Origin of the sequence: Zunongwangia pacifica (assembly GCF_023499215.1) — a bacterium.
Classification (GTDB): Bacteria; Bacteroidota; Bacteroidia; order Flavobacteriales; family Flavobacteriaceae; genus Zunongwangia; species Zunongwangia pacifica.
Genome location: NZ_JAKHSK010000075.1, coordinates 1 through 4,935, shown reverse-complemented (window position 1 = coordinate 4,935; position 4,935 = coordinate 1). Strand labels below are relative to the sequence as shown.

The window sequence follows — 4,935 nt, the reverse complement described above, 5'->3', positions numbered from 1 at the left end:
TGTAGCAGAAGAACGTGACAAACAAATAGCCGTTGAAACATTAGAGCGGATTATTAAAAAAATCAAAGAATATTAAAACCACTATACCATGAAAAAGCTATTTCTTATATTCATGATCATCTGTAGGTGAAGGATTATCTGATGTAAAACAATGTTCAACTTTATCTAGCATCTAGAGAAAATAGCACTTATATATGGAACAAGCTTAAGAAACGGGGGATCGTTCATCGGCAAGCAAGTGCCCCCTGTGATTATAGTGAACGCTAAGTTGAGACATTCCCATAAGCAACAGAACAGTAGCGATAAATTGTTTTTACAATTCTTCTTTTTAAGTTCCTTTTATAATGTTAATGCTTAAAAAAGCGGATAAGCAACTATGGTACTTTCATCGCTTCCTATTGGGTTTTTGTATAGGGTATTAAGTACATTCCAAAAATTACCGTTGATTCCAAAATTTCCCGAATTATTAAAATTGTCATATCCATCAAAATTGGAGCCTAGACCCAAAGCATATCCTAGCTTATTGATAATCATTTCTATTTCGTCTTCATTATCACTAAAAGAACATTCCATTGTATCCAGACGTACCAAAATAAGACCATTCATACTCCCTGAAGCCTCATAATATGCTTTTTTGACAATTTCACCCTGTACGGAAAAAAAACCTCCAGATTCATTTACCGTTGTGCCAATCACCCCTCCGTCTACATCAAATAATGGGTTTCCATCCAATATGTTACAAATAGCTGTACCTTCAGAATTATAGAGCAACCAGTCTTCTTCTGACAAGATTCCAATAACATTATCACCAGCATCAAAAATATAAGATGTATCCTCTAATATATTACCTACAACATTACCTTCAGAATCATAAGCCTGTCCCAATACGGGATAATCATAACCAATAATATTGCCATCACCATCATATTCCAGCTCAAAATCTTCATAGAAATATTCTGTTTCGTATTTGAAAGAAACATCGCCGCAACCATAACTATTATCAAATTGAGAACTATAAGCATTGGTTTCTTCTTCTGCAGCAAAGATAATACCCCTTGCAATAACTTCATCGGGCGTGTTGGCTATGCTCGTACGGTCAAATAGAGTCATATCCAATCGTTCTTCAATAAGGTTTAGCGCTTCCGACACTAATGAAAGTCCATTGATTTTTACCGGAATGAACCCCTGCTCCTCAATATCCCATCTTTTTAGTTTCCCATCCGTTAAACTGGCCAAACCACATTCACTCTCATAGTCAGGTACGGCATTCCAAGGAAAAACTGTGGAATTTAAATTGGTTTTACGAAGATTTTCTATTATCCCAGAATTATCTACTATGGGACCAGGTGCGCTACCTCCACCGTTGTCATCTTCATTTCCACTATCACCACCACACGAACTAAGGGAAAAAGCAAATACTACAATATAACACCACAAGCTATTTCTAACAAACCAGTTTACTGAAAAAAACTTTTTACTTTGGGTTTTTATAGTTCTCATAATCAGCTGTTTTTAATTTTATACCAAAAAGAAATATACCAAATATAGATAAAAAAGGAATGATTTTTTTTAATGAAAAGAAAATTAACAATCAATTAAAATTGGTAAATTGACTATGTGTTATATGTTCAACGTAAATTGGTATTCCTGGCTAAATTTTTATTTAATTCGAGCCAATAGAAATATTTAATCCCTTCCTGAACTACATCTATTTCACTAAGGTTCCAACGGTTACAAAAAGGTTCCAGCCAAAAGTTGGACTTGTAGCACCCTGCCTGCCTTCGTTTCTTTGCTATCGAGATTAATGTAAACGACCCGACATTAAATGCCGAGTTGAATTGTAAAACGATAAAATGAGAGGCGTATGTTTACCCAGATTTCATGGACAGACTACCTGTTGGCAGTCTCCATACTACTAGCTATTTATTATTTATTTGTTGGGGTACGTTATTTTTCCGGTGACCTCAAAGCCCTGTTAACAGGAAAACGAAAACTTACCTTAAAGCCATCTGGTTTTCCGCAAAATGAACCCTTGCAAAATGAAGCTTCAGAAGATATTTCGGTAACTACGGATGAAGATACCGATGACGAATTTGCCGAAGTAGAACACCTGATCGAAAAGGTCCAAACGGTCATTACAGATGCGCTTGGCAAACAACTGGTCAAAGAAGAATTCAAACACTACCTGCGACTGGTCTTAAAAGATTACCCAAACGTAAAAACATCCGGGCTTCGCCCTTCAGTCAATGAACTGATTGTATCGGAGTGCGAAAAACAAGGGATTGTGGCCTTCAATGAAGAAGAAGTGGATGCATTGTGGAGTGAAGAACGGCAATAATCCCGGCGGAACGTCTTTTCCTGCCCAACCCCGAGCCGAAGGGCAAAAATGATTGAAAAAGATGTGTAAGTGACAGCGAAAGCGTTCCGCTTTTTTTAAAAAAATTTAAGTGTAACCTAAATATGATGAATGATGAAAATGTGCAGCAAGAAAACAACAACGTTTAACCAAAAAAAGGTGATCTCCATTTGTGCCGTTATGGCGTTACTGGCTATCCAATACAGTGCTTATGCACAGGATGGTATTGAGGGGATCAACGAAGCAAACACCAAAGTACGCAGCTACTTTGCCGCAGGTACCAACCTTATGTATGCCGTGGGAGCAATTCTCGGCTTAATTGGAGCGGTAAAGGTGTATCAAAAATGGAACAATGGCGATCAGGACACCGGCAAAGTGGCTGCCGCCTGGTTTGGCAGTTGTATTTTCCTGGTGGTCGTGGCTACCGTGATCCAGTCGTTCTTCGGTATCTAAAATTCCTGAAGTATGCAGACACTACTAAAAGAAAAGTTGTGGGCGTTTATCGTCCACAACAATCCTGAATTGATGTTCAATTTGCAGGAAGACTATTCGGTGACCAACTATCTGGATGCAAAAGTAAAGGACATTATGCCTTTGGCGGAACAATTACTTTCTGAAAACCGACCCGTGTATGTTGTGGAAGAATTATGCCTGGAGCAGATGACTGAAGAACTTAAACCTTCCCGTTACCACTACCTCCTTTCCATACTTGAGGAAGAATTTACTGCCGACTATGAGCGGTTACGGGAAAGCGGGACGCTCACCTATGAAGTCGTCAACCTGATTGCTTACTGCAAAGACATTTTTGACGGATACGGATTTAATACAGCAAATGAAGAGGACAGGCAGCTACGATACACTGTCATCGGACAGGTACACGAGTATCTGAGTTAACTACCAATACGAAAAAGCCCGCCATCAGGAAAAGGTGACGGCTTTACAGCCATAAAGGAATTGTGAGAATGAAAAATGTGTGGATATGGCTTACAATATTTCAGAAAAACTACAGGACAATATCAGGGCGATCCGAATCGCCCTGAGCCATCAAGACGGAAAAGAACTAAATTCTGATGAGGTCTCCAACCTGAAAAAATTTTCAGGTTTTGGAGGGATCAAGGCTATCCTATACCCTTATGGTACGCAGGAAGAATGGTCAGCCAATGGGGCTACCAAAGAAGACCTGAAACACCATGCAGGTATTATGGAGCTTCATGAGCTGCTAAAGGAAAATTACAGCGAAACTCAATATAGGGAAATCATTTCTTCTTTACGTAATAGTGTGCTGACCGCCTTTTATACCCCAAAAGTAGTTCCCGTAACTTTATATACTGTCCTTGCAGCCCAAAACCTGCAACCCAAACGATTGTACGAACCTTCAGCAGGTTCCGGTGTTTTTATCAGTGAAGCTGTAAAGGCTTTTCCTGAATTGGAACAAATCACTGCCGTAGAGAAAGATACCCTTTCCGGACTGGTACTCTCTGCTATCAACGGTACACTGCCTGTTCCGGCAGAAACCTATATCACAGGTTTTGAAGAAGCTCCGGTAACCGAAAATTCCAGCTATGACCTTATCGTCAGCAATATCCCGTTCGGTAACTTTTCGGTCTATGACCAGGCGTATCCCGATAAAGCACTCTCCGGAAAAATACACAATTACTTTTTCGCCAAAGGCTTGGACAAACTGGCTGATGGCGGTCTTATGGCTTATATTACCACGGATGCTTTCCTAAATAGCCCATCCAATCAAAAAGCGAGGGAATACCTATTCGGTAAATCTGATTTTATAAGCCTGTCCGTTATGCCCGACAACCTGATGAAGGATACCGGCAATACCGAAGCTCCCAATCATTTGCTGATTGTTCAAAAGAATGCAACAAAAGAGAACCTATCCGAAGAAGAAGTCTTACTGATAACTACCGTATCATTAGAGAATGAATACGGAACCTACCCTAGCAATAGCTATATCCAACAGCATCGGGATATCATTACGGGCAATACCCTCCAACCGGGTAAAAATCAATATGGACAGGCACACGAAACCGTATGGCAGCAAGGCGACCTCAATGCCATTCGTGAAAAACTTGGACAGACAATCACCGAAGGTTTTAATACCCGTTTGAATCGGGAGCGTTATTTCCAAAGTCAATCATTACCAAAAGAAAAACAGGAATTTGGTGACAGGAAGCTCACTTATCTTCCGATGCCCGAGAATAAAGCAGAAACCGTTTCGGTGCAGTTAGGGCTTTTTGATACTGCTCCGACAGAACAGATTAACCAGGCAATAGCCTATATCAATCCTTTGGATGCCACCGTCGTTCGAAAAGAAAGTGCACGGATGATCAGTACCATTCGTACTACTGATAAGCCTACGCACGAGAGTATTGTACTCTTGGCAGCCAAACAACAAAAATCAAATCGTTACCTGTATAAACTGTATTCCAACGTTAAGGAGATCGATCATTTCTCTGCCAACTGGATGGATGCACGCTTATTAAGGCATGAACTGCAAAACCTGTCCGGGGAGTTACAAGGGTTTGCCCATGCATTTACCTATGAGGGCGACCAAACCTTAGAAGGAA

Annotated in this window: 5 protein-coding genes; 4 read left to right on the top strand and 1 reads right to left on the bottom strand. The window is 40.2% G+C overall.

Going from position 1 to position 4,935, the window contains the following annotated elements; translation table 11 throughout:
- Positions 1 to 354: 354 nt before the first annotated feature.
- Positions 355 to 1,500, bottom strand: a complete 1,146-nt coding sequence (locus L1967_RS21965; RefSeq protein WP_249603637.1) for a hypothetical protein — start codon at positions 1,498 to 1,500, stop codon at positions 355 to 357.
- A gap of 364 nt (positions 1,501 to 1,864) precedes the next feature.
- Here L1967_RS21965 and L1967_RS21960 point away from each other — a divergent pair, with 364 nt between their 5' ends.
- The 4 genes from L1967_RS21960 to L1967_RS21945 all read left to right on the top strand — a co-directional run.
- Positions 1,865 to 2,338 carry a hypothetical protein gene (locus L1967_RS21960; protein WP_249603636.1) on the top strand — a complete coding sequence of 158 codons (474 nt, stop codon included), beginning with the start codon at positions 1,865 to 1,867 and terminating at the stop codon, positions 2,336 to 2,338.
- A gap of 198 nt (positions 2,339 to 2,536) precedes the next feature.
- Positions 2,537 to 2,809: a DUF4134 domain-containing protein gene (locus L1967_RS21955; RefSeq protein WP_217806671.1), complete on the top strand. Its 273-nt coding sequence runs from the start codon at positions 2,537 to 2,539 to the stop codon at positions 2,807 to 2,809.
- 12 nt (positions 2,810 to 2,821) lie between these two features.
- The gene (locus tag L1967_RS21950) at positions 2,822 to 3,250 is read left to right on the top strand and encodes a DUF1896 domain-containing protein (protein WP_249603635.1); all 429 of its coding nucleotides are present in this window, start codon (positions 2,822 to 2,824) and stop codon (positions 3,248 to 3,250) included.
- 85 nt (positions 3,251 to 3,335) lie between these two features.
- Positions 3,336 to 4,935: Eco57I restriction-modification methylase domain-containing protein (locus tag L1967_RS21945; RefSeq protein WP_249603634.1), on the top strand; the 1,600-nt coding region annotated here is incomplete at its 3' end.